Origin of the sequence: Rheinheimera salexigens (assembly GCF_001752395.1) — a bacterium.
Classification (GTDB): domain Bacteria; phylum Pseudomonadota; class Gammaproteobacteria; order Enterobacterales; family Alteromonadaceae; genus Alishewanella; species Alishewanella salexigens.
Window position 1 is genome coordinate 873,797 of sequence record NZ_MKEK01000001.1, and the last position, 22,933, is coordinate 896,729.

A 22,933-nucleotide genomic window follows, 5' to 3' on the forward strand; every position below is an offset into this window, starting at 1 on the left:
GTTGTTAGGTATAACAAAAGGTAAAAAAAAGGCCAGACTGCAATTGCTATCTGGCCCTAGATAAAACGGCTGGGTGTAATGGGTTAGCTTTGTTCGCGTTTTATGGCGCGATAACCAATATCATCGCGATAAAACATACCATCCCAGCTAATTTTTTTGGCTAACTGATAGGCTGCTTGTTGGGCTTCACTGACACTGTTACCCAGTGCAGTGGCGCATAACACACGACCACCATTAGTCACTACTTGGTAATTAGCTAATGCAGTGCCAGCATGGAATACCTTAGCGCTGTTACTATCAATGCCGTCTAAGCCCTTAATTACTAAACCTTTGGCGTAATCATCAGGATAACCACCGGCTGCTAAAACGACACCAACGGCGGCTTGCTGGCTAAACTGAATGGTTTGACCGGCAAGTTTAGTTTGGCATGCATCTAAACATAGCTGAACTAAATCTGACTCTAACCGCATCATTATCGGCTGGGTTTCAGGATCGCCAAAGCGGCAGTTAAATTCTAATACTTTAGCGCTGCCATCGGCAGAAATCATTAATCCGGCATATAAAAAGCCCGTAAACACTATGCCTTCAGCGGCCATACCCTTAACGGTTGGATAAATAACTTGCTCCATCACCCAATCATGCACCGCAGGGGTAACGACGGGCGCAGGAGAATAAGCACCCATACCGCCAGTATTTGGCCCAAAATCAGCATTGTCGCGGGCTTTATGATCTTGCGAAGAGGCAAAAGGTAATGCTGTTTCACCATCAACCATGACAATAAAAGACGCTTCTTCACCGGTTAAAAACTCTTCTATAACTACACGACTGCCGGCAGCACCAAACTTATTGCCTGCAAGCATATCGTCTATAGCGGCATAAGCTTCAGCAGCAGTTTGGGCGATAATAACGCCTTTGCCTGCGGCTAAGCCGTCGGCTTTTATTACAATAGGTGTGCCAAGCTTATTAACAAAAGCTTTAGCAGGGTCAATGTCAGTAAAAGTTTGGTATGCCGCAGTAGGAATGTTATGCCGCGCCAAAAAGTCTTTAGCGAAGGCTTTCGAGCTTTCTAATTGGGCAGCGGCTTGGCTTGGGCCAAATATAGCTAAGCCGGCAGCATTAAAGGCATCGACGACGCCTTTAGCTAGTGGCGCTTCAGGACCAACAATAGTTAAGCCAATCTGCTGCTGCTTGGCAAAGTCGAGTAGGGCGGAAATATCATCAGCTGCAATAGCGACATTATTTAGGTTAGGCTCATTTGCCGTACCAGCATTACCCGGTGCGACAAATACTTCCGTTGCTAACGTTGATTGAGCGGCTTTCCATGCCAGCGCATGCTCACGGCCACCGCCGCCAATTACCAATACTTTCATTCAGATATCCGTCGTTTAAATTATTGAGTTACAGGTTTACGAAATTTTAAAGTCATACGATTACTTTCGCCAATAGCGACATACTTAGCCCGATCTTGCTGTTTTAAGCGAAATGAAGGCGGTAACGTCCATACGCCGTGCTCATAATCAGCGGTATCTTTAGGGTTAGCATTAATATCGCTTTTCGCTTCTAAGACAAAACCAGCTTGTTCGGCTAGCTTAATCGCCAGTTCTTCTGGTACATAACCACTTTTAACCCAATCACTATCTTTTTGGGCTGCGGGTAAACTATGCTCAACCACACCCAGCACACCACCCGGTTTTAGGGCAGTATAAAACTGTTTATAAGCGGCTAATAAAGCGGCATCACCATTTTGGCTATACCAATTATGTAAATTACGAAAGGTTAATACGATATCGGCACTGCCGGCTGGTGCAATTTCTTGTTCATTATTTACCGCAAACTCTGTTAGCACGACCCGATTATAAATTGGGTTTGCAGCGAGTTTTTCAACAAAAGCAGCGCGGTGAGTGTTGTAGTATTCTGAAGTACTGTTACTAGGAAAATGCGCGGCATATAATTTGCCATGGGCAGCTAATAACGGCGCTAATATTTCAGTGTACCAACCGCCGCCTGGTGATATTTCTACTACAGTGCTATTGGGGGTTAATTCAAAAAAATGTAAGGTTTCTGCCGGATGACGATATTGATCGCGTTGTACATTGTCAGCGCTACGACTGCTATGTTCAACCGCTAATTGTATCGCGTCGAGGTTGTCATTTGCGTTGCTTAGCGGGCTAAACAGCACAGCAGATAAAACGAATGCTAATGAAACTTTTTTCATGCTACGTATCCTCTGAGGGTAAAATTGGCTTTAGTGTAGCAAAGCCAAGTTAAAAAGATAGAAATTCGTCGGCAATAAGTTGCTGAAATAGCATAGAGCTGGCCTGCTCTTTTTCATAAACAAACGCTTTAGCCTATGGTAGAATGCCGACCCTTTTATGCGGGACGCCTTAATGTTAGAGCAGATTCGAATTGTATTAGTTGGCACCAGCCATACCGGAAACATAGGCTCGGTAGCACGTGCTATGAAAACCATGGGCTTATCAAGCCTATACCTAGTTGCGCCTAAAGAACTGCCAGATGGCCAAGCTTATGCGTTAGCGGCCGGTGCGAGTGATATCTTGGCTCAAGCTAAAATTTTTGACTCTTTAGCCCCGGCTATAGCAGATTGTGGTTTAGTGGTAGGCAGCAGTGCCCGTTCGCGTACGCTGAGCTGGCCAATGTTAGAGCCAAGAGACTGCGGCGAAAAAGCCATAAGCGAAGCCCAGCAGCATCCAGTTGCTATTGTGTTTGGTCGCGAAAGCAGTGGTTTATCTAATGAAGAGCTGCAACTGTGTAATTATCATGTCTGTATTAATGCTAATCCGGAATATAGCTCATTAAATTTAGCCATGGCCGTGCAACTGGTTTGTTATGAAGTGCGTATGGCATGGTTAGCACAAGCAAAGCAGACGCAAGATAATCAGACACAAAGTGAGCAGTCACAAATTGAATCAGCACATACTGATGCTGAAATTAACTATCCTAGCAATCAGCAAATGGAAAGTTTTTATCAGCATTTAGAGCAAACCCTAGATGATACGGGCTTTATTATTAAGCAGCATCCGGGTGTGGTGATGACCAAATTAAAACGCTTATTTAACCGCGCGCGGCCAGAAGAGGCTGAATATAATATTTTGCGCGGAATTTTAACCTCGGTACAGCGTTTTGGCTCTGTTGTGTCGCGGACTAAGGAGTAACAATATGTTTGCTGGTATTCGCGAAGATATAAAAAGTGTGTTTAATCGCGATCCCGCGGCTCGGAATACGTTTGAAGTATTAACCACTTATCCGGGCTTACATGCTATTTGGTGGCATCGGCTTAGCCATAGGTTGTGGCGAGCGAACTGGACGTGGTTAGCACGATTTATTAGCACATTTTCGCGTTGGGTGACCGGCATTGAAATTCACCCGGGAGCGAAGATTGGTCGGCGCTGTTTTATTGACCATGGCATGGGTGTGGTGATTGGTGAAACCGCTGAAATTGGCGATGATTGTACACTTTATCATGGTGTGACCTTAGGTGGCACCAGTTGGACTGCGGGAAAACGCCATCCAACATTAGGCAACGGCGTAGTGATTGGCGCAGGGGCAAAAGTATTAGGCCCGTTACATGTCGGCGAAAATGCCCGTATTGGCTCCAATGCTGTGGTGGTTAAAGATGTGCCTGCTGGCGCGACGGTGATTGGCATTCCGGGTCGGGTGGTGGCTAGAGCAGATATTACGCTTAGTGACGAACGTAAACATATGGCTAAAAAGTTTGGCTTTGATGCTTATGCGGTGTCAGCAGACAGTCCAGATCCGGTTGCTAATGCGATTGGTCGGATGCTAGATCATATTCAAATGTTAGATAACAAAGTGGCAGAGCTGTGCCATGGCGTTAATGAACTGGGAGGAAATGTTTGCAGCAAAGTACCGACAGTAGATATTAAAGAAGAAGACTTTTTACAAGCAGAACAAAGGGCCGCAGAGGCGAGAGCGAAAGATATCGCTGCTTTTGATCCGGAAATATAAACGCGGGTTTGGCCTGAATACTTGACTGTTTTACTCAGCTTAATACTTGACTAAATTGGTCAGGTATGTAGAATGGAGCTATAACATTCAGGGAGCAGACTATGAGATTAACTTCGAAAGGACGTTATGCAGTAACGGCTATGTTAGATGTAGCCTTACACAAAGCGACTGGGCCTGTATCTCTTGCTGATATTTCAGAACGACAAGGCATATCGCTGTCTTATTTAGAGCAGTTATTTGCTCGGTTACGTAGATATGGCTTAGTTAGCAGTGTGCGCGGTCCTGGTGGTGGTTATCAGCTGAGCCGTGAAGCCTCGTTAATTACTGTATCTGACGTTATTACTGCGGTAGACGAAACCGTAGACGCAACACGGTGTCAGGGTAAGTCAGACTGTCAAGGTGGCATGCGTTGTTTAACGCATTCGCTATGGAGCGATTTAAGCCACCGAATTGAAGATTTCTTAACCAACATTTCGTTGGGTGAGCTGGTAAACCAGCAAGATGTAAAAATCGTCGCAAAACGGCAAAATGACCGTAATGTAAAGAATCCGGCAACTGATATAGACGTCAGTTGTCAGCTGTAAGTGAAACACGGAGCAAATAATGAAGCTACCTATTTATCTTGACTACGCTGCAACTTCACCTGTTGACATGCAGGTTGCAGAAAAAATGATGCAATTTATGACGATGGACGGTGAGTTTGGTAATCCAGCGTCACGTTCGCATCGTTTTGGCTGGCAAGCAGAAGAGGCAGTAGAAATTGCCCGTAGCCAAGTGGCCGATTTAATTAACGCCGATCCGCGTGAAATCGTATTTACCTCAGGTGCCACTGAATCAGATAACTTAGCCATTAAAGGTGCTGCTAACTTTTATCATAAAAAAGGTAAGCACTTAATCACAGTGAAAACTGAACATAAAGCTGTGTTAGACACCATGCGTCAATTAGAGCGTGAAGGCTACGAAGTGACTTATTTAGAGCCACAAACCGACGGTATATTAACCTTGGCTCAAATCGAAGCTGCTGTGCGCCCAGACACCACCTTAATAAGTGTGATGTTTGTTAATAACGAAATTGGTGTGGTACAAGATATTGCTGCTATTGGTGAGTATTGCCGTAGTAATAATATTCTATTCCATGTCGATGCTGCGCAAGCACCTGGTAAGGTTGAGATTGATTTACAAACCTTAAAAGTCGACTTAATGTCTTTTTCAGGCCACAAAGCTTATGGGCCTAAAGGTATTGGTGCTTTATATGTACGTCGTAAGCCACGTATTCGTTTAGAAGCACAAATGCACGGCGGTGGTCATGAGCGTGGTATGCGTTCAGGTACTTTAGCTACGCACCAAATTGTTGGTATGGGTGAAGCTTTCGCTGTCATGAAACAAAAAATGGCGACAGAAAATAAGCGCATTACTGAATTACGCGACCGTTTATTAAAGGGCGTGGAAGGTATTGAGCAAGTGTTTTTAAACGGCAACGCCGAACAACGCGTGCCGCATATTACCAATATCAGTTTTAATTATGTTGAAGGCGAGTCGTTGATAATGGCCTTAAAAGATATTGCCGTATCATCAGGTTCAGCCTGTACTTCAGCCAGCTTAGAGCCATCTTATGTATTACGTGCTTTGGGTATGAGCGATGAACTGGCTCACAGTTCTATTCGTTTCAGTATTGGCCGCTATACAACAGAAGCGCAAATTGATCACACAATCAAGATTGTGCATCAAGCAATAGATAAGCTCCGTGCAATGTCACCATTATGGGATATGTACAAAGACGGTATCGATTTAAACACTGTGGTTTGGGCTGCGCACTAAGCGTAACTGACCACCAGAGAGGTAATTATCATGGCATACAGCGATAAAGTAATTGATCACTATGAGAATCCACGTAACGTGGGTTCATTTGATGCAGACGATGACAGTATCGCAACCGGTATGGTTGGCGCGCCTGCTTGTGGCGACGTAATGAAGTTGCAAATTAAAGTCAGTGCAGATGGCATTATTGAAGATGCTAAATTTAAAACCTACGGCTGTGGTAGTGCTATAGCTTCTAGCTCATTAGTCACTGAATGGGTTAAAGGTAAAACACTGGCTGAAGCGCAAGAAATCAAAAATACTGATATTGCCCACGAGCTAGCTTTACCACCGGTGAAAATTCACTGTTCTATTTTAGCTGAAGACGCTATTAAAGCCGCAATTGCTAACTACAAGCAAAAGCGAGGAGGTTAATTCGTATGGCGATTTCGATGACTGCAGCAGCAGCAGACAGAGTACGTAATTTTTTACATAATCGTGGCAAGGGTATTGGCTTGCGGGTGGGTGTGAAAACAACGGGCTGTTCTGGATTAGCCTATGTGCTAGAGTTTGTCGATACGCTAAACGAAGATGACCAAGTATTTGAACACGATGAGTTAAAGTTAATTGTCGATGGTAAAAGCTTGGTCTATATCGATGGTACACAGCTGGATTTTGTTAAAGAAGGCCTAAACGAAGGTTTTCAATTTACCAACCCTAACGTCGATGGCGAATGTGGTTGTGGTGAAAGCTTTACAGTTTAACGTTTAGGGTTCTGATGAATTATTTTCAGCTGTTTAATTTACCAGCTCAGTTTGATCTTAATCTTACTGAGCTAAGCTCGCGCTATATTAAGTTGCAGTGTCAGTTTCATCCTGATAAACATTCAGCCGGATCGGAACGCGATCGGCTGTTGTCAGTGCAACAAACCGCTAATATCAATGATGCCTACCATAACCTGAAGCAACCTTTACTTCGGGCGGAGCATTTATTGGCGTTACGCGGATTAAGAATTGACGATGAACAGCGAAGCTTTAGCGATCCGATGTTTTTAATGCAACAAATGACCTTGCGTGAACAATTAGCGGATATAAAAACCGCTACTGATCCTGATGCCGTTATCGACAATGTTGAACGCGAGTTACAGCAAGCTAAAAAGCAATTGCTGGCAGAATTAACCACAGCATTAGCAGAAGACAAACCAGAGCAGGATCAGCAAGCTGCTGATCTAATTCGAAAACTTAAATTTTTCTATAAATTGCAGCATGAGCTGGAGTTAATAGAACAGCAACTAAAAGATTAAACTTTACTATGGCGTTATTACAGATCGCGGAACCTGGCCAAAGTACTGCTCCCCATCAACATAAGTTGGCTGCAGGAATTGACTTAGGTACAACGAATTCATTAGTAGCAACGGTGCGTAGCGGCGAAGCTAAAACCTTGCTCAACGCACAAGGCCAAGATATGTTGCCTTCTGTGGTGCGATATACTGCAGAGCAAGTGATTGTTGGTCACGAGGCAATGCAGGCAGCAATTAGTGATGCTGAAAATACCATAGTGTCGGTAAAACGACTGATGGGTAAAGGCTATGCTGAAATTGCCAAATTAAATGAAAAAGTACCCTATCGATTAATAGACCAAGAAGGTTTAGTGGCGATTGAGACTGCACAAGGGGCCAAGAACCCGGTGCAAGTATCTGCTGAAATTTTAACAAGCTTAGCCAACACAGCCAGTGCAGCCTTAGGTGGCGACTTAATGGGTGTGGTGATTACCGTTCCTGCTTATTTTGATGATGCTCAGCGTCAAGCGACCAAAGATGCGGCAACTTTAGCTGGGCTTCATGTTTTACGCTTATTAAATGAGCCTACTGCAGCCGCTTTAGCTTATGGTTTAGATTCAGGCCAAGAAGGCGTTATTGCCGTATACGACTTAGGCGGCGGTACTTTTGATATCTCTATTTTACGCTTACAACGCGGTATATTTGAAGTATTAGCCACTGGCGGCGATGCGGCTTTAGGCGGTGATGATTTTGATCATGCCATTGTAGCTTGGCTGCAACAACAAACAGGCGAGACTAGCTTAAATCATCAAGCCATGCGCCAATATTTAACCACTGCACGTAGTGTTAAAGAACAATTAACGGACAGCGATCTGGTTGAGTTTTCATTGCCGACAGCTCAAGGTCATTATAACGGTAGTTTAAGTCGGACTGATTTTGAACAGTTAGTTACCGCTTTAGTTAAAAAGACTACTCGTACCTGTCGCCAAGTATTACGCGATGCTGATATTACAGCCGAAGATGTGGTTAAAGTCGTGATGGTAGGCGGCAGCACCCGAGTACCTTGCGTACGTGAAGGGGTGGCTAGCTTCTTTAACACCCAACCATTAACTAGTATTGATCCGGATAAAGTCGTTGCGATTGGCGCGGCAATTCAAGCCAACGTATTGGTCGGTAATAAAGCTGATAACGATACCTTGTTATTGGACGTGATCCCGCTGTCTTTAGGTTTAGAAACCATGGGTGGATTAACCGAGAAAATTATTCCGCGAAATACTGTTATTCCGGTGTCACGTGCACAAGAATTTACTACGTTTAAAGATGGCCAAACTGCTATGGCTTTGCATGTAGTGCAAGGTGAACGTGAACTAGTTGACGATTGTCGTTCATTGGCGCGGTTTGAACTGCGTAATATCCCGGCGATGCCCGCAGGCGGCGCTCATATTCGCGTGACATTTCAAGTTGATGCCGATGGTTTATTAAGTGTTAATGCTGAAGAGAAATCGACCGGCGTTAAATCCAGTATTCAAGTTAAACCGTCTTACGGTTTAAGCGATGATCAAGTCGCCACTATGTTAAAAAGCTCTATGCAATATGCACGAGAAGATATGCAATTGCGCTTGCTACGAGAGCAACAAGTTGAAGCTGAACGCGTACTTGAAGCCATTACTCAAGCGTTAGCCGCGGATGCTGCTTTATTAAGTGCTGACGAATTAACAGATATTAAACAAGCTTTAGTCGAGTTAGCCCAAGTGAAAGCTGGCGATGACACGGCAGCAATTAAAGCTGCAATTGAACAGACAAACACACTGACTGACGACTTTGCCGCGCGCCGAATGGATAGTTCTATTCGTCTTGCGTTACAAGGTCATAACGTGGACGAGGTATAGTAAATGGCTCAAATCGTATTTTTACCCCATGCTGAATTATGCCCTGAAGGCGCAGCGTTAGAAGCTAAACCTGGCGAAACAGTATTAGATGTTGCGCTACGCAATGGCATTTCTATTGAACATGCCTGTGAAAAATCCTGTGCCTGTACCACTTGCCATATTATTGTTCGCGAAGGCTTTTATTCATTAAAAGAAAGTGATGAATTAGAAGACGATATGTTAGATAAAGCCTGGGGCTTAGAGCCAGAATCTCGTTTAGGCTGTCAGGCAAGAATTGCCGATGAAGATTTAATTGTCGAGATCCCAAAATATACCGTCAATATGGTTAGCGAAGGCTAAACAGTCTGATATTTAGTTAGCCTAATGCTTCGTTATTGCAAATAAAGCCTTATCCCGTGTGGTAAGGCTTTGTTATTTTTACTTAAGATAATTAGCTTAAGTAAAAATTGACAGTATTGGTTATAAAAACAGCTTTTTTACGGCAACAAATAGGTTTTTATTTACTTATAGCGTATAATTTGCCGCCTTAAAATTTATCACCTTATTTATTCATTAACTTTAATCAGGAGCCTATAATGGCCTTAGAACGTACTTTTTCAATTATCAAACCAGATGCAGTTGCTAAAAATGTAATTGGTGCTATTTACAACCGTTTTGAGACTGCTGGTTTACGTATTGTTGCTTCAAAAATGGTTCACTTAAGCCAAGAACAAGCTGAGGGCTTTTATGCTGAGCATAAAGCACGTCCATTTTTTAATGCATTAGTGTCTTTCATGATTTCTGGCCCAGTGATGGTTCAGGTTTTAGAAGGCGAAAATGCGGTACTTAAAAATCGTGAAATCATGGGCGCAACTAACCCAGCTGAAGCGTTAGCCGGTACTTTACGTGCTGACTACGCTGCTAGCATTGATGAAAACGCAGTTCACGGTTCAGACGCTGCGGCATCAGCTGCACGTGAAATTGCTTACTTCTTCACTGAAGCTGAGCTATGTGCACGTACTCGTTAAGATTAACCTCTTAATGAAAATGATTTAAGGGAGCATTGGCTCCCTTAATCTAAGTAGGTGCTTAATCAATACAGTACCTACTTAGAGCAGTATTTTATAGCTATTGTTTATTGTGGTAAGGAGTGCTCGACACATGACTGAGCAACAGAAAAAAATTAATTTACTTGATTTAACGCGCAGCGAAATACAGCAGTTATTTGTTGATATGGGCGAAAAGCCATTTCGTGCCGATCAGGTAATGAAATGGATTTACCACTATTGCGTTGATAATTTTGACGAAATGACCAATATCAATAAAGTATTGCGAGAAAAGCTAAAAAAACGTTGTGAGATTACAGCGCCAGAAGTAGCGATGCAGCAAGAAAGTAGTGATGGCACTATAAAGTTCATTATGCGACTAAGCGGTGGTCAAGAAGTTGAAACGGTGTGGATCCCAGAAAAAGATCGACGCACGTTATGTGTTTCTTCCCAAGTTGGTTGTGCGTTAGATTGCTCATTTTGCTCGACTGCACAACAAGGTTTTAACCGTAATTTAAGCGTGTCGGAAATTATTGGTCAGGTATGGCGCGTCGCTAAAATTATTGGTAGTTATGGCGGTAGCGATGTAAAACCAGTGACTAACGTTGTTATGATGGGCATGGGCGAACCATTGCTTAACTTAAATAACGTGGTACCGGCTATGCAATTAATGCTGGAAGATTTCGGTTTTGGCTTATCAAAACGCCGTGTAACGTTAAGTACCTCAGGTGTTGTACCTGCATTAGACTTATTACGCGAGAAAATTGATGTCGCGTTAGCGATTTCATTACATGCGCCAAATAATGCCTTACGCGATCAATTAGTGCCGGTAAATAAAAAATATCCAATGGAAGAGTTTTTAGCTGCTTCACGCCGTTATGTCGAGGCGTCAAAAGCTAATGACAAGGTTACTATTGAGTATGTTATGTTAGATGGTATTAACGATAGCATGGAGCAAGCGCATGAATTAGCGCATGCTTTAAAAGACACGCCATCTAAAATTAACCTGATCCCATTTAACCCTTATCCTGGGTCGCCTTACAAAAGATCCAGCAATTCACGTATTGACCGATTTAACAAAGTCTTACATGAATATGGCTTTACTGTTATTGTACGTAAAACCCGTGGTGGTGATATTGATGCTGCTTGTGGTCAGTTAGTGGGTGACGTGATTGATAGAACCAATCGCCAGCTTAAAAAGCAAGAGAAAGGACAACCAATCGCGGTGAAATTACTGTCATAATTCAAGGAATGGTCTGTGTTAAAGCGCAAAATTATCGTTAGTATTGCTGCCTGTAGCATCATGCTTGCAGGTTGCGTTTCAGAGCAAACCTATGTTGGAAGCGAAAAGCCGGTGGCGAGTCGCACCTTCGATAATATAGAAGCCGCGCGCACCCGCATTTCACTGGGTCTTAATTATTTACGCCGTGGTGATAATTCCGAAGCTAAATATAATTTAGAACGCGCCCGTAGTTTTGCGCCAAATTCTGCCGAAGTATATAGTGCCTTAGCTTACTATTATGAAAATGTAAGTGAGATAGATCAGGCAGAAGAACATTATTTAATCGCTATTGATAAAGACCCTAACTACGCTGATGCCTATAACAATTACGGCGCCTTTTTATGTCAGTTACATAAGTACGAAGAGTCTGAGCGTTTATTATTAAAAGCGATAAGCCGTCCAGGCTATATTCGAGTGGCAGAAAGCTATGAAAACTTAGCCTTGTGTCAGTTGCAGCAAAATAACTTTCGTAAAACCAAAACCTATCTAGAAAGCTCAATCAATCACAGCAGTACGCGAATTAGTTCACTAGTGTTGGCGTCAGGATTATCTTATGCCATGGGTGAAATGGCAGAAGCTAAAAATCGTTTAGCCAGAATTCAGCGTTTAGGCCGAGTAACTGCTAGAACAGTATTATTAAGTTACTTAATTGCCGATAAGTCCGGTGATACCAGCACCAAAGACAATGCTGAGCAGCTGTTGCTTACGCTGTATATGGGCTCAGCAGAAACCACATTGTTATTGCAAGATAAATTAGCACTCAGTGAATTTGAGCTGTTGCGAGAGCGTTACAAAGAAACGCTAATGTCGAATATAGTAATACCGACAGAAACAACGTCTAACAAAGTCATCCCTCAACCCGTTGCTAATCCGAAATTGAAAATCGTTAGGCGTAAAAACAGCTCAACTGATCAAGCTGAATCTGCAGATGTTATAGCGCTATCTCCCCAGCTAGCGTCAGTACAAAACAGTCAAACTGATGCAGCAGTTGTAACTATTGCAACGCCAGCAGCCACTTTGCCTGGATTAAAAAATGCCACTAGCGCTATAGCCAATAGCCTAGAACTAGGCAGCTCTGTGACAAGTAGCTCTGTACCAAGAAACTCTGTAGCGAATAGCTCTGAAACAAATAGCGCTGTAAATAGCAACGTAGCAACGAGTAGCAAAGCTGAGGCTGAAGTAGCAATAACCAAACCTGAAGCGAGCCCTGTCAATGAAATGACGGTGATAACCAGCCAACAATTGGCTGCGCTAAAGGCTAAGCAAGCCGCTGAGTTAGGTCAGCCGTTAGATGTAAAGCCTAAGTCAGCCCAGACAGAAACAGCACCCATTGCAACCGCTAAAGTTGCAAATCAACCAGCCATTGTTACCAAGCCTGAGCAGCTCACTACTACTGATGCTGCCAAACAAAAGGCTGTATCGTCTATAACCTTAGCAGCAAAGCCCGTTGCGGCATTGCCGTCAGAGACGTTACACCTTGAGCCAGAAACTAACCAAAACACGCCCCTAGAAGCGACTGTAGCCTCTTTAAAATTTGCTCCAGAGCTTGCTTCACAACTTACATCAGAACATGCAGCAGAGCCTGCGTTAGAGACAATAGCCGTTGCTGCTATAACGGATGTTGAACCAACAGCTACTGAACTCACAGACATAGAACCAGCAGAGTCTAATGCCAAGAATGTCACCGCAGAAGATAAAGAATTTAGCTATCATTTAGTGCAAGCAGATGACTCTTTGTATGCTATATCGGTGAAATATAATATTCGTTTACAACGCTTAATGGAATGGAACCAGCTCACACCCGAGTCTGCAATACTGACAGGTCAAAAAATTTGGCTGCAGCAAGTACCAGAGCAGCAAGTGATGAGCAGTGTAAAAAACAATGCAAACTTACCAATAGCGTCTAGGATACAGGTTACTACAACGGAGCCTTATCATCAGGTAGCGGCTGGGGAAACTATGTTTGCTATTTCGTACCGTTATAATATAAAGCTTGATAAATTTATGGCGTGGAACAACTTAACTGATCAGAGTAAACTCTATATTGGTCAGCAACTATTAGTCGTGGATCCCGCTTTAATTGCACCATGAATACTGAAACAGAAATTGATAAGCAACCCAGCATAGGCCAGATGTTACGTCAGGCACGTGAAGCCCGTAGCTTAACGGTGCCGCAAGTAGCCGCTCAGTTAAATTTAGCTGTGCCGTTGATAGAGAAGCTGGAACAAGATCAGTTTAATGGCGATATGCAAGAAACCTATGTCAGAGGTTATATTCGTGCTTACGCCAAATTACTAAAAATACCTGAGAAACAATTGGTTAGTGTTTTTAGTCGTGAAACAGGCCGGCAAGCTTATGTAGCTAAACCAATGCAAACGTTTTCTAATCGCACTAAACATCAAACCACCGATAATCGTTTTCTGTGGTTAACCTACGGCATTATTGCTTTATTTATCGTGTTGTTATTTGTTTGGTGGTGGCAAACTGAAGCTGAATTTAAGCAATCTGCGACAGAAGTTACAACTAAAAGTACGGCAGTAGCCAGTTCGTCGCCAGATGTTACACTTAGCTTAAGTGGTGCAAACTCCGTTGAGTTGACTGATACTACCCAAGCGAGTACTGAACCAGCGAACACAGAATTAACTGGCATTACGCAAACGGACACTGACCAAACTGGCATTGAGCAACTTAGCACTAAGCAAGTCGATAGTCAGCATCAGTTGCTACCGACTACGCCAATGTCAGCAGATGCTCAAGCTGTATCTACAATAGAGCAAATGCTGGTAACAATGCAGACTAAGACAATGCAGGCTGAAACAATGCAGTTAGAAACAGCCTCTAATTTAGAGCCTAGTGCAGCAATTGTTGGCCTAGACAGTTTGCAGCTGCGTTTTCATGATGCTTGTTGGGTTAATATAATCGATGCTGCTGGTGAACGTATTGCCTTTGGTACTAAAGAAAAAGGTTATGTTATGGACTTAAAAGGTCAAGCGCCTTTTGTTGTTACTTTATGCAATCCAACAGTGGTAGCAATTAGTTTTAATCATCAACCTTATGACTTATCTACTTTACCAACAGGTAGAGTAGCAAAATTTACTATTCCCGGATCTGAGTAACAATGTTTGCAGACAACCCGATAAAACGCCGTGAAAGCACCCAAATTAAAGTGGGTGATGTATTAATTGGCGGTGACGCACCCATAGCGGTGCAGTCGATGACCAATACGTTGACAACTGATGTGGCAGCAACCGTGACGCAAATTAAGGCCATTGCCAAAGCAGGTGCCGATTTAGTTCGTGTATCCGTACCTACTATGGAAGCTGCAGAAGCATTTAAGCTTATTAAGCAACAATCACCTATTCCCTTAGTGGCCGATATTCATTTTGATTATCGAATCGCTTTAAAGGTTGCCGAGTATGGCGTGGATTGCTTGCGGATTAACCCTGGTAATATTGGCCGTGAAGATCGGATCCGTGCCGTTGTTGATGCAGCGCGGGACCATAATATACCTATTCGTATAGGAGTGAATGGCGGCTCGTTAGAGGCTGATATTCAAGAGAAATATCATGAACCAACAGCGGAAGCGTTAGTTGAATCAGCCATGCGCCATGTTGATATTTTAGATCGCTTAAATTTCGATCAATTTAAAGTCAGCGTTAAGGCTTCAGATGTATTTTTAGCCGTGGGCGCTTATCGCTTATTAGCTAAACAAATAAAGCAACCGTTACACTTAGGTATTACTGAAGCCGGTGGTGCACGAGCGGGTGCAGTTAAATCGGCAATAGGTTTGGGTATGTTATTAGCCGAGGGCATAGGTGATACTATGCGCATCTCGTTAGCAGCCGATCCAGTGGAAGAAATTAAAGTTGCCTTTGATATTTTAAAATCACTACGCATTCGCTCACGAGGCATTAACTTTATTGCCTGCCCAAGTTGTTCGCGTCAAGAGTTTGATGTCATTAAAACCATGAACCAACTAGAGCAACAGCTAGAAGATGTCGTTGAACCGTTAACGGTATCGGTGATTGGCTGCGTAGTAAATGGTCCGGGTGAAGCCTTGATGTCAGACTTAGGCGTTGCTGGTGCCAGCAAGAAAAGTGGTTTTTATATTAATGGTCAACGCCAAAAGCTACGCTTAGATAACAACAATGTTGCCGATCAGTTAGAGCAACAAATTCGTAGTTATTTGCAACAAAAAATAGCCATCCGCCAAGTGTAATTGAGCATACAGATATACTTGGTGTTTAGTCTTGCTGCGCCTATAATCGCGGCAGTTTTTAAGTTTTATCAGTGGAAATATTATTTTGTCGAAGCAAATTCAGGCAATTCGTGGCATGAATGACTGCCTGCCGCAGCAAACTCCCGTTTGGCAATACGCAGAACAGGTATTAAGACAAACCATGTTTAATTATGGTTATAGTGAAATTCGTTTTCCTATTGTCGAAATGACCGAGCTGTTTAAGCGCTCTATTGGTGAAGTTACCGATATTGTTGAAAAAGAAATGTATAGCTTTGATGATCGCAACGGTGACAGTTTAACCTTACGACCAGAAGGCACCGCTTGTTGTGTCAGAGCGGGCAATGAGCATGGCTTGCTGTATAACCAAGAGCAACGCTTATGGTATATGGGGCCAATGTTTCGGCATGAACGGCCACAAAAAGGCCGTTATCGCCAGTTTCACCAATTTGGTTTAGAAACCTTTGGTATCGCAACACCCGATATTGATGCAGAAGTTATTCTACTCAGTGCGCGATTATGGCAACAATTAGGCTTAACCTCGTTTGTAAAGCTAGAGATAAATTCTTTAGGCTCAGCTGAGGCACGTAGCCAATATCGTGAAGTATTAATCGCCTATCTTGAGCAGCATAAAGCGCAGCTAGACGAAGACAGCTTACGCCGCATGCATACTAATCCCTTACGCGTGCTGGATAGTAAAAACCCTGCTTTAGCCGAGTTATTAGCAGCAGCACCGCAACTGGCAGATCATTTAGATCAAGACTCAGCCGAGCATTTTGCCCGATTAAAACAAATATTAACGGTAGCGGGTATTGATTTTACGGTTAATCCTCGCTTAGTTCGAGGCTTAGATTATTACAATAAAACCGTATTTGAATGGGTAACTACTGAACTCGGCGCCCAAGGTACTGTGTGTGCGGGTGGTCGTTACGATGGTTTAGTCGAGCAGTTAGGTGGCAAAGCGACACCAGCGGTAGGCTTTGCCTTAGGTATGGAGCGCTTGGTACTCTTATTACAACATTTAGATTTAGTGCCAGCATTAGCCGTAAATGCTGATATCTATTTGATGGCTCTAGGCGAGCAAGCGGAACTTGCAATCCATTCTGTTGCCGAACGCTTGCGCAATGAATTGCCTGCAAAACGAATTATTTTGCATTGTGGTGGCGGAAACCTAAAAAAACAGGTAAAACGTGCAGATAAATCGGGTGCGAGTGTTGGCTTAATTTTAGGCGAAGATGAATTAGCCCGTGGCGAAATTACCGTAAAATGGCTTCGTGAAGATAAGCCACAACAAACACTATTAATAACTGAGTTGGCTAAAAGCTTAGCCTAATTAGCCTGAACAGTACTGACGGAGTAACACAGTGGAAATTTATAGCAGTGAAGAACAACAAGTAGAAGCCATTAAACGCTTTTGGCACACTTACGGTAAAGCTATTTTAGCCGGCGTAGTAATTGGTTTAGTTGGCTTATACGGCTTTCGTTATTACCAAGCAGACCAACGCAATAATGTTGAACAAGCTTCAGCAAACTTTAGTCAGTTACTTATTCAGCGTGAAACCGCTGAAGGTGATACTTGGTTAGCCCAAGCTCAAGGTTATATTGATAGCACTAAAGTTGAAAACTATGCTGTTTTTGCTGCCTTATTAGCGGCTAAAGATGCGGTTGAGCAAGAAAATTTTGCTGTCGCTGAACAGCAATTAACCTGGGTTTTAGCCAATACTAAAGAGCCTGCCTTGCTAGCGTTAACGCAATTGCGTTTAGCTCGGGTGCAAAAAGAACAAGCAAACTTTGACGCTGCATTAGCTACCTTAGCTAAAGCTGTTCCAGAGAGTTTTGTTGCGTTACAAGCTGAGCTTAAGGGCGATATTCTGCTGTTAAGCGAGAAGCCTGCACAAGCAAAAACCGCTTACTTGCAAGCTTTAGGTGCCGCGAGTGCAAATCAGCAGTTACTTCAGGTAAAACTGGATGAACTTGCACACATCACCGCAGCATAACGAGAGGTAAGCGTGAGATTACAGTTAAAATATATAGCAAGCCTATTATTACTGTTAGTGGTTGCCGGTTGTTCTAATAAAGAAGAGCTAGTATTACCCGCGGTACAAAATAGCATTAAGCCAGCTGTGGTATGGAAAACCAGTATTGGTAATGGTGTCGAGCATTTTGAGTCAAGCTTAGAGCCTATTATTATTGAACAAACGGTTTTTGCTGCAAGTCGAGAAGGCATTGTTGCTGCTTATGACTTAAGTACGGGTAAACGTAAATGGCAATTCGACTTACGTAAACCTGATGGCGGTTCGGCTTGGCAAAATATTAGTAGTTTATGGTCTGGCGGTAATGCCCGAATTTCGGGCGGTATTAGCTTCGGTTACGATAAATTATTTTTAGGCACTGAAAATGGTGAAGTGTTTGCACTTTCACCACAGACCGGTGAGTTATTGTGGCGAGTGGAAGTAAAAGGTGAAGTGCTAGCCAAACCCGCAGTAGGTGAAGGCTTAGTAGTTGTAGCAACGGGGGCGGGTACTTTAATTGCGTTACATCCAGACAGTGGTGAACAGCGTTGGGAATTCGAAAACGAACAGCCAGCTTTAACCTTACGGGGTGTTGGTGAGCCTGTGATCCATGCTGGTGGCGTTATCTATGGCTCAGGTAGTGGTCATGTTGGCGTAGTAATCGCTGATCGCGGCTATCAAGCGTGGGAAGAACAAATTGCGGTACCTACAGGCAGCACAGACTTATCTCGCTTAGCAGATGTAGATGCCAGCCCGATAGTGGTAGGAAATGCTATTATTGCCATAGGTTATAATGGCGAGTTAGTGGCATTAGAGATGCGCAGTGGTAAAGCACTATGGAAACGCGATTTTTCTAGCTTCCGTAATATGGCATTAGCCGATGACAGTCTCTATTTAGTTGATTCTGAGGGCCGGATCGCGGCATTAGATAGCAGTAATGGTGCTGAACGTTGGACCCAATATGGCTTGCATAAGCACTTTTTAACTGGCGCTACTGTGTATAAAAACTATATTGTTATAGGCGACAACCAAGGTAACTTACATTGGTTAGATCGTAGCAATGGTAGCTTTGTCGCCCGTCAAAGCATGGATAGCTCAGGTTTTTACACTGAAGCTGTCGCTAGCGAACAGTATTTATTAGTACAAAGCCGTAATGGCGAACTAGTGTTATTACAAACGCCTTAATTAGGCTGGTAGTAATTATTTTTTTAAACAGGTCTCTTTTAGGCCTGTTTTGTTATTTCTGAGGTTTACACCATGTTGCCTGTCGTTGCCCTTGTAGGGCGTGCCAATGTCGGAAAGTCGACGCTGTTTAACCGTTTAACCCGTACTCGTGATGCTTTAGTGGCAGATTTTCCAGGGTTAACGCGTGACCGAAAGTACGGCTCTGTTAACTATGAAGGCTTAGAGTTTATTGTAGTTGATACCGGTGGTATTGATGGCAACGAACATGGCATTGAAGTTGAGATGGCTGAACAATCATTAAAAGCGATTGATGAAGCTGATGTCGTGTTATTTATGGTCGATGCTAGAGCCGGGGCGACGGTTGGCGATTTAGCCATCGCTGAGCATATTCGTAAAGTGCAAAAGACAGTATTTGTGGTTGCGAATAAAACCGATGGTTTAGATGCAGATACTGCTGTTGCTGACTTTTATAGCTTAGGTTTAGGCAATGTTTTCCCAATCGCTGCCGCACATGGCCGGGGCGTATCTAGTTTATTAAATCTAGCGTTGGTGCCATTATTAACGGAAGAGCAGCAACTTGCTTTAGCTGGAAATGATGACGATGAAGACGGTTTTGAACTAGAAACTTTAACCGATGAACAAGCAGACGCTGAAGCGGCACGTTTACGTAGCCAGCACATAAAATTAGCTATTGTCGGTCGACCTAATGTTGGTAAATCAACGTTAACTAATCGTATTTTAGGTGAAGAGCGGGTGGTGGTGTTTGATATGCCAGGTACCACACGCGACTCGATTTATATCCCAATGCAACGCAATGAACGCGATTACACCTTAATTGATACTGCCGGTGTACGTCGTCGCGGAAAAATTGACGATATAGTCGAAAAGTTCTCTGTGATTAAAACCCTGCAAGCCATTGAAGATGCTAACGTGGTTATTTTAGTGCTTGATGCCAGAATGGGTATTTCTGATCAAGATTTAAGTATTTTAGGCTTTGCCTTAAATGCTGGCCGGTCGTTAGTTATTGCCGTCAATAAATGGGATGGCTTAAACGAAAGTATTAAAGATGAAATAAAGCGTGAGTTAGATCGCCGTTTAGGCTTTATTGATTTTGCTCGGTTACATTTTATTTCGGCATTACATGGTTCAGGCGTCGGTAATTTATTTGAGTCAGTAGAAGAAGCATTTGACTCTGCAACGACGCGTCATAGTACGGCGTTGTTAACCCGTATTATGAAAATGGCGCAAGAAGATCATAACCCACCGCTAGTACACGGTCGTCGGGTTAAATTGAAATATGCCCATGCCGGTGGTTATAACCCGCCATTAATCGTTATTCATGGTAACCAAGTTGATGCTTTACCTGATTCGTATAAGCGGTATTTAATGAATTACTTCCGTAAAACATTAAAAATGATGGGTACACCAATTAAAGTTGAATTCCGCGAAGGGGATAACCCATTTGCACCCACCAAGAAGAACACCGAAACGCCACTGCAAAAATATAAGCGTGAGCGGTTAATGAAGGCGCGGACCAAGTTCACTAAGTAAGAGGTCTAAGTAAGGGCCGCTATGTAAGGATGACTAAGATAAGCGCTTTAGATGTTAAGCGCTTAATATAAGCATTGCGACATAAAGTATTTAAATAGGTTTACCAAATAAGGGTAATTGCTATGAAGTTCCGTTTTCCGGTTATTGTTATAGATGAAGATTTTCGTACTGAGAATATCTCTGGTTCTGGTATTCGTGATCTAGCCGAAGCTATCAGCAACAAAGGTTTTGAAGTGGTTGGTTATACCAGCTATGTTGATTTAAGTGCCTTTGCTCAACAAGCGAGTCGTGCGTCGTGTTTTATTTTATCTATTGATGATGAAGAGTTCGGGAGCGGTTCAGCTGAAGAAATTGAAACCGCTGTAGCTGGCTTGCGCCAGTTTATTAAAGAAGTACGTAAGCGCAACGCAGATATCCCAATCTTTTTATACGGTGAAACTCGTACTACGCGGCATATTCCTAACAATATATTGCGCGAGCTGCATGGTTTTATACATATGTTTGAAGATACGCCAGAGTTTGTGGCTAAACATATTATTCGTGAAGCCAAAAAATACCTTGATGCCTTAGCGCCGCCATTTTTTAATGCTTTAATGGATTATGCTTCAGATGGCTCCTATTCATGGCACTGCCCTGGTCACTCGGGTGGCGTAGCCTTCTTAAAAAGCCCAGTGGGTCAAATGTTCCACCAATTCTTTGGTGAAAACATGCTGCGAGCTGATGTGTGTAACTCGGTCGATGAGCTTGGTCAATTATTGGACCACACCGGCCCTGTGGCACAAAGTGAGCAAAATGCAGCACGTATTTTTAACGCCGATCATTTATTTTTCGTTACCAATGGTACTTCAACATCAAATAAAATGGTCTGGCATTCTACGGTAGCGCCGGGCGATATCGTGGTAGTAGATCGCAACTGCCATAAATCGATTTTACACTCGATTATTATGACAGGTGCCATACCGGTGTTTTTAACACCAACCCGTAATCATTACGGTATTATAGGTCCAATCCCTAAAAGTGAGTTTTCACCAGAAGCGATTGCGAAAAAAATTGAAGCTAACCCATTTGCCCGCCATGCTAAAAACAAGAAGCCGCGTATTTTAACTATCACGCAAAGTACCTACGACGGTATTTTGTATAACGTAGAAGAGATTAAAGAGCAGCTTGGCTCTACTATTGATACGTTGCACTTTGATGAAGCTTGGTTGCCGCACGCTAGTTTCCACGATTTTTATATAAATATGCACGCGATTGGCAAAGACCGGCCACGCTCTGAAGAAACCTTAGTGTTTGCGACTCAGTCGACGCACAAACTGTTAGCCGGTTTATCGCAAGCTTCACAGATTTTAGTGCAAAACGCCAAAAATCGGAATTTAGATACCCATCGTTTTAACGAAGCGTATTTAATGCATAGCTCGACCAGCCCACAGTACGCCATTATTGCCAGTTGTGATGTCGCGGCTGCTATGATGGAAGCGCCGGGTGGTACTGCATTAGTTGAAGAGTCATTATTTGAAGCCATCGACTTTAGACGCGCCATGCGCAAAGTGGATGCCGAATACGGTGATGATGATTGGTGGTTCAAAGTTTGGGGCCCCGATACGTTGCCAGAAGAAGGCTTAGGCGAACGTGACGACTGGATGTTGCATGCGACTGATACTTGGCATGGTTTTGGTGCTATTGAATCAGGTTTTAACTTACTTGACCCAATTAAAGCCACTATTATTACGCCAGGTTTAAATATGCAAGGTCAATTTGATGAGCATGGTATTCCTGCGGCTATTGTTAGTAAGTATTTAGCCGAGCACGGTATTATTATTGAAAAAACTGGTCTGTACTCCTTCTTTATCATGTTTACCATCGGCATTACTAAAGGCCGTTGGAACTCAATGGTGACAGAGCTACAACAGTTTAAAGATGACTACGATCAAAACTTGCCAATGTGGCGGGTAATGCCACAATTTGCGGCTAAACACCCGCGTTATGAAAAAGTGGGCCTGCGTGATTTATGTCAGCAAATTCATAATATGTATCGCAAGTACGATGTAGCAAAAGTCACGACTGAAATGTATTTGTCTAATATTGATACCGCCATGATCCCTGCAGATGCGTGGGCGAAAATGGCTCACCGTGATATTGAACGTGTTTCTATTGATGACATCGAAGGTCGTGTTACCGCAATGCTAGTAACGCCATACCCACCAGGCATACCATTAATGGTGCCAGGCGAGCGTTTCAATAAAATTATTATTAGTTACCTGCAATTTACTCGTGCCTTTAACCTTGCGTTCCCAGGCTTTGAAACTGATGTCCATGGCTTAGTACGCGAAGTAGTTGATGGTGAAATGCGCTACTTTATTGACGTGGTTAAAGAAAGTTAAGCTAAGCGGTTAAGAAAAAATTAGCTAAGTGCAAAGGCCGACATAATTGTCGGCCTTTTTGTTTATAGCCACTTTTTAATCCATGCCGTTCAATAATCTATTAATGATCTTTTGGAGCAGCTGGTGCGCTAAGCGGCAACGCCAATGCAATGGTGGTTATCTTTATGGCTGTTAGTAAATATGTGCGGCATTGTGATATTAATGGTTTCTATAATGGCATTAGACTATTTTGGCGTATGGTAGTTTGGCAGCGGTTAGACAGGAAGAGTCTATAGTCAGCGTTTTGTTAGTGCTGCTGTAAAGTAAGC

21 protein-coding genes are annotated in these 22,933 nt (G+C 43.1%); 19 read left to right on the top strand and 2 right to left on the bottom strand.

What is annotated here, in order from left to right:
• Window positions 1-83: 83 nt before the first annotated feature.
• Both purD and BI198_RS04120 read right to left on the bottom strand, forming a co-directional pair.
• On the bottom strand, window positions 84-1,370 hold the full coding sequence (gene purD, locus BI198_RS04115; protein ID WP_070048405.1) for a phosphoribosylamine--glycine ligase: 1,287 nt from the start codon (window positions 1,368-1,370) through the stop codon (window positions 84-86).
• Between the two features lie 20 nt (window positions 1,371-1,390).
• On the bottom strand, window positions 1,391-2,215 hold the full coding sequence (locus BI198_RS04120; RefSeq protein ID WP_070048406.1) for a class I SAM-dependent methyltransferase: 825 nt from the start codon (window positions 2,213-2,215) through the stop codon (window positions 1,391-1,393).
• Between the two features lie 172 nt (window positions 2,216-2,387).
• On the opposite strand from BI198_RS04120, the gene trmJ reads away from it, so the two are divergent.
• The 19 genes from trmJ (at window position 2,388) to BI198_RS04215 (ending at window position 22,625) form a co-directional block, all read left to right on the top strand.
• Window positions 2,388-3,173: a tRNA (cytosine(32)/uridine(32)-2'-O)-methyltransferase TrmJ gene (gene trmJ / locus BI198_RS04125; RefSeq protein ID WP_070050639.1), complete on the top strand. Its 786-nt coding sequence runs from the start codon at window positions 2,388-2,390 to the stop codon at window positions 3,171-3,173.
• Between the two features lie 4 nt (window positions 3,174-3,177).
• The gene (cysE, locus tag BI198_RS04130; RefSeq protein ID WP_070048407.1) at window positions 3,178-3,987 is read left to right on the top strand and encodes a serine O-acetyltransferase; all 810 of its coding nucleotides are present in this window, start codon (window positions 3,178-3,180) and stop codon (window positions 3,985-3,987) included.
• A gap of 101 nt (window positions 3,988-4,088) precedes the next feature.
• Complete coding sequence (gene iscR / locus BI198_RS04135; protein WP_070048408.1) at window positions 4,089-4,571, top strand: Fe-S cluster assembly transcriptional regulator IscR; 483 nt, start codon at window positions 4,089-4,091, stop codon at window positions 4,569-4,571.
• Between the two features lie 19 nt (window positions 4,572-4,590).
• Window positions 4,591-5,805, top strand: a complete 1,215-nt coding sequence (locus tag BI198_RS04140; RefSeq protein ID WP_070048409.1) for an IscS subfamily cysteine desulfurase — start codon at window positions 4,591-4,593, stop codon at window positions 5,803-5,805.
• Window positions 5,806-5,835: 30 nt separating this feature from the next.
• Window positions 5,836-6,219 (top strand): Fe-S cluster assembly scaffold IscU, encoded by a 384-nt coding sequence (iscU, locus tag BI198_RS04145; protein WP_070048410.1) that lies wholly within the window; start codon window positions 5,836-5,838, stop codon window positions 6,217-6,219.
• 5 nt (window positions 6,220-6,224) lie between these two features.
• Window positions 6,225-6,548, top strand: a complete 324-nt coding sequence (gene iscA / locus BI198_RS04150) for an iron-sulfur cluster assembly protein IscA (RefSeq protein WP_070048411.1) — start codon at window positions 6,225-6,227, stop codon at window positions 6,546-6,548.
• 14 nt (window positions 6,549-6,562) lie between these two features.
• Window positions 6,563-7,087 (top strand): co-chaperone HscB, encoded by a 525-nt coding sequence (gene hscB / locus BI198_RS04155; protein WP_070048412.1) that lies wholly within the window; start codon window positions 6,563-6,565, stop codon window positions 7,085-7,087.
• Between the two features lie 8 nt (window positions 7,088-7,095).
• Window positions 7,096-8,952 (top strand): Fe-S protein assembly chaperone HscA, encoded by a 1,857-nt coding sequence (hscA, locus tag BI198_RS04160; protein ID WP_070048413.1) that lies wholly within the window; start codon window positions 7,096-7,098, stop codon window positions 8,950-8,952.
• 3 nt (window positions 8,953-8,955) lie between these two features.
• Window positions 8,956-9,291, top strand: coding sequence for an ISC system 2Fe-2S type ferredoxin (gene fdx, locus BI198_RS04165; RefSeq protein ID WP_070048414.1), 336 nt, complete (start codon window positions 8,956-8,958; stop codon window positions 9,289-9,291).
• Between the two features lie 236 nt (window positions 9,292-9,527).
• Window positions 9,528-9,959, top strand: a complete 432-nt coding sequence (ndk, locus tag BI198_RS04170) for a nucleoside-diphosphate kinase (RefSeq protein WP_070048415.1) — start codon at window positions 9,528-9,530, stop codon at window positions 9,957-9,959.
• 133 nt (window positions 9,960-10,092) lie between these two features.
• Window positions 10,093-11,220 carry a bifunctional tRNA (adenosine(37)-C2)-methyltransferase TrmG/ribosomal RNA large subunit methyltransferase RlmN gene (locus tag BI198_RS04175; protein ID WP_070048416.1) on the top strand — a complete coding sequence of 376 codons (1,128 nt, stop codon included), beginning with the start codon at window positions 10,093-10,095 and terminating at the stop codon, window positions 11,218-11,220.
• A 15-nt stretch (window positions 11,221-11,235) separates the two neighbouring features.
• Window positions 11,236-13,350: a type IV pilus biogenesis/stability protein PilW gene (pilW, locus tag BI198_RS04180; protein ID WP_201243403.1), complete on the top strand. Its 2,115-nt coding sequence runs from the start codon at window positions 11,236-11,238 to the stop codon at window positions 13,348-13,350.
• Complete coding sequence (locus tag BI198_RS04185; protein ID WP_070048417.1) at window positions 13,347-14,375, top strand: RodZ domain-containing protein; 1,029 nt, start codon at window positions 13,347-13,349, stop codon at window positions 14,373-14,375. Before pilW ends, BI198_RS04185 begins: the two co-directional genes overlap by 4 nt.
• Window positions 14,376-14,377: 2 nt before the next feature.
• The gene (gene ispG, locus BI198_RS04190) at window positions 14,378-15,478 is read left to right on the top strand and encodes a flavodoxin-dependent (E)-4-hydroxy-3-methylbut-2-enyl-diphosphate synthase (RefSeq protein WP_070048418.1); all 1,101 of its coding nucleotides are present in this window, start codon (window positions 14,378-14,380) and stop codon (window positions 15,476-15,478) included.
• 85 nt (window positions 15,479-15,563) lie between these two features.
• Window positions 15,564-16,829, top strand: a complete 1,266-nt coding sequence (hisS, locus tag BI198_RS04195; protein WP_070048419.1) for a histidine--tRNA ligase — start codon at window positions 15,564-15,566, stop codon at window positions 16,827-16,829.
• A gap of 31 nt (window positions 16,830-16,860) precedes the next feature.
• Entirely contained in the window at window positions 16,861-17,493 is a 633-nt protein-coding gene (locus BI198_RS04200; protein ID WP_070048420.1) for a YfgM family protein, read from the top strand.
• Window positions 17,494-17,505: 12 nt separating this feature from the next.
• Window positions 17,506-18,693: an outer membrane protein assembly factor BamB gene (bamB, locus tag BI198_RS04205; protein WP_070048421.1), complete on the top strand. Its 1,188-nt coding sequence runs from the start codon at window positions 17,506-17,508 to the stop codon at window positions 18,691-18,693.
• 72 nt (window positions 18,694-18,765) lie between these two features.
• Window positions 18,766-20,244, top strand: coding sequence for a ribosome biogenesis GTPase Der (gene der / locus BI198_RS04210; RefSeq protein WP_070048422.1), 1,479 nt, complete (start codon window positions 18,766-18,768; stop codon window positions 20,242-20,244).
• 122 nt (window positions 20,245-20,366) lie between these two features.
• Window positions 20,367-22,625, top strand: a complete 2,259-nt coding sequence (locus BI198_RS04215; protein ID WP_070048423.1) for an arginine/lysine/ornithine decarboxylase — start codon at window positions 20,367-20,369, stop codon at window positions 22,623-22,625.
• Window positions 22,626-22,933 lie beyond the last annotated feature (308 nt).

Excerpts from the sequence above, each read along its gene's own strand:
- purD (WP_070048405.1), bottom strand. The coding sequence starts at position 1,370 with ATGAAAGTATTGGTAATTGGCGGCGGTGGCCGTGAGCATGCGCTGGCA.
- BI198_RS04120 (WP_070048406.1), bottom strand. The coding sequence starts at position 2,215 with ATGAAAAAAGTTTCATTAGCATTCGTTTTATCTGCTGTGCTGTTTAGC.
- trmJ (WP_070050639.1), top strand. The coding sequence starts at position 2,388 with ATGTTAGAGCAGATTCGAATTGTATTAGTTGGCACCAGCCATACCGGA.
- cysE (WP_070048407.1), top strand. The coding sequence starts at position 3,178 with ATGTTTGCTGGTATTCGCGAAGATATAAAAAGTGTGTTTAATCGCGAT.
- iscR (WP_070048408.1), top strand. The coding sequence starts at position 4,089 with ATGAGATTAACTTCGAAAGGACGTTATGCAGTAACGGCTATGTTAGAT.
- BI198_RS04140 (WP_070048409.1), top strand. The coding sequence starts at position 4,591 with ATGAAGCTACCTATTTATCTTGACTACGCTGCAACTTCACCTGTTGAC.
- iscU (WP_070048410.1), top strand. The coding sequence starts at position 5,836 with ATGGCATACAGCGATAAAGTAATTGATCACTATGAGAATCCACGTAAC.
- iscA (WP_070048411.1), top strand. The coding sequence starts at position 6,225 with ATGGCGATTTCGATGACTGCAGCAGCAGCAGACAGAGTACGTAATTTT.
- hscB (WP_070048412.1), top strand. The coding sequence starts at position 6,563 with ATGAATTATTTTCAGCTGTTTAATTTACCAGCTCAGTTTGATCTTAAT.
- hscA (WP_070048413.1), top strand. The coding sequence starts at position 7,096 with ATGGCGTTATTACAGATCGCGGAACCTGGCCAAAGTACTGCTCCCCAT.
- fdx (WP_070048414.1), top strand. The coding sequence starts at position 8,956 with ATGGCTCAAATCGTATTTTTACCCCATGCTGAATTATGCCCTGAAGGC.
- ndk (WP_070048415.1), top strand. The coding sequence starts at position 9,528 with ATGGCCTTAGAACGTACTTTTTCAATTATCAAACCAGATGCAGTTGCT.
- BI198_RS04175 (WP_070048416.1), top strand. The coding sequence starts at position 10,093 with ATGACTGAGCAACAGAAAAAAATTAATTTACTTGATTTAACGCGCAGC.
- BI198_RS04185 (WP_070048417.1), top strand. The coding sequence starts at position 13,347 with ATGAATACTGAAACAGAAATTGATAAGCAACCCAGCATAGGCCAGATG.
- ispG (WP_070048418.1), top strand. The coding sequence starts at position 14,378 with ATGTTTGCAGACAACCCGATAAAACGCCGTGAAAGCACCCAAATTAAA.
- der (WP_070048422.1), top strand. The coding sequence starts at position 18,766 with ATGTTGCCTGTCGTTGCCCTTGTAGGGCGTGCCAATGTCGGAAAGTCG.
- BI198_RS04215 (WP_070048423.1), top strand. The coding sequence starts at position 20,367 with ATGAAGTTCCGTTTTCCGGTTATTGTTATAGATGAAGATTTTCGTACT.